This is a genomic window from Rhodoferax sp. RT5P35, assembly GCF_056521385.1.
Genome location: NZ_JBWMAX010000105.1, coordinates 1 through 1,503 on the forward strand (window position 1 = coordinate 1; position 1,503 = coordinate 1,503).

At 57.1% G+C, this 1,503-nt stretch carries 3 protein-coding genes; 2 read left to right on the plus strand and 1 reads right to left on the minus strand.

Annotated features, from left to right (window positions below):
• Positions 1 to 45: 45 nt before the first annotated feature.
• The gene (locus AC097L_RS24000; protein ID WP_479589241.1) at positions 46 to 183 is read right to left on the minus strand and encodes a hypothetical protein; all 138 of its coding nucleotides are present in this window, start codon (positions 181 to 183) and stop codon (positions 46 to 48) included.
• A 383-nt stretch (positions 184 to 566) separates the two neighbouring features.
• Here AC097L_RS24000 and pqqA point away from each other — a divergent pair, with 383 nt between their 5' ends.
• Both pqqA and pqqB read left to right on the plus strand, forming a co-directional pair.
• Positions 567 to 641, plus strand: a complete 75-nt coding sequence (gene pqqA, locus AC097L_RS24005) for a pyrroloquinoline quinone precursor peptide PqqA (protein WP_068167214.1) — start codon at positions 567 to 569, stop codon at positions 639 to 641.
• Between the two features lie 55 nt (positions 642 to 696).
• The coding region (gene pqqB / locus AC097L_RS24010; protein ID WP_479589242.1) for a pyrroloquinoline quinone biosynthesis protein PqqB at positions 697 to 1,503 on the plus strand (807 nt) is incomplete at its 3' end.

A 1,503-nucleotide genomic window follows, 5' to 3' on the forward strand; every position in this document is an offset into this window, starting at 1 on the left:
GATGCTTTGGGGGTTGACTTGTTTCAGGGGTGAGCAGCGCTGGCCCTAGTTGCCCAGACCCCAGGAAAGAAGTTCCTTGGTGTCGCTCGCATCGTTGTCAATCATCTGCTGCGTGACAACGGCTTGAGCCGTCCCCGCCGCAAACCCATAAGCCATCAAAGTAGCCAGTAATTTCAAGCGCATGAATGTCTCCTTGTTGTGTCAATGCTGAACTGAGGTGTATGGAATTTGGAACTCCAGAGCATGAAATTGCAAAGATCGTGCCTGAGCACTGCATATCGGTATTTGGCTCGAAAGTTCCGTGGTCAGGTGGCATTTGTGGCTTGGTGTGCGGGTTTGTACGGTCAGCACTAACCCTAGCCACTGTGTCAATCGGGAGCAATGCATGCCCCTTCGGCATTGCTCCAAGGGCCACCAAAGACCTGTCAGTGGGGTTTCCGGGGTCTGAAAGTGGGTATCCGGGCCTTATTTGTCTTGGCGCAAATATTGCAGTACAACCGGGCTGCCGACCTTCACGATTCAGGAGGCGGCGGTTCGATTCAATCAACTACCCAAGGAGTACTTCTATGCAATGGACCACACCGGCCTTCACCGATTTGCGTTTCGGTTTTGAAATCACGATGTACATCGCCAATCGTTGATCGTGCCAAGCGACGTCTGTGCCTTGTGTGCAGCGTCGCTTTTTAATTTCCAAAAATCATGCACATACGCGTTCTCGGGTCCGCAGCAGGCGGTGGCTTCCCCCAATGGAATTGCAATTGCGCCAATTGCGCAGCGGTACGACAAGGTGATCCGGCGCTGACACCCCGTACCCAGTCTTCCATCGCGGTTTCACGCAATGGGCAAGACTGGTTATTGGTCAATGCGTCGCCAGACATACTGGCGCAGATACGTGCCATGCCGGAAATACAACCCGCCAGGGCTCTGCGGGACAGCGGCATTGCCGCGGTGTTGCTCATGGATGCACAGATTGACCATGTGACGGGCTTGCTGATGTTGCGTGAGCGGCGTACGCCGCTGCCTTTGTACGCTACCCCGCAGGTTCTTGACGAGCTCAACACCAGCTTGCCGCTGGTTCGTGTCTTGTCGCATTACGCCGGGGTGCAGGCGCATCCCCTGTCGCTGACCGAACCCGCATTCGAAGTGGCGGCATTGACTGGCATCAAGTTTTCAGTGATGCCGCTCACCAGCAACGCACCCCCTTATTCTCCGCGTCGCGATGCGCCCTTGCCGGGCGACAACATCGGGCTGCTGATTGAAGACACCGTGACCGGAAAGCGTGTGTTTTACGCCCCCGGGCTGGGTCGCATCGAACCTGCCGTGGCCCACGCCATGGCCACCGCGGATGTGGTGCTGGTGGACGGCACCTTCTGGCGCAACGACGAAATGCAGACCTTGGGCCTGTCCACCAAGACCGCTGCCGACATGGGTCACCTCGCCCAGTCCGGACCGGGGGGCATGCTGGAAGTGCTGCAGGCGTTGCCCAAAAGCATTCGCAAGATT

Bases quoted from the DNA above. Each gene is read 5' to 3' on its own strand.
- AC097L_RS24000 (WP_479589241.1), bottom strand. From the start codon at position 183: ATGCGCTTGAAATTACTGGCTACTTTGATGGCTTATGGGTTTGCGGCG.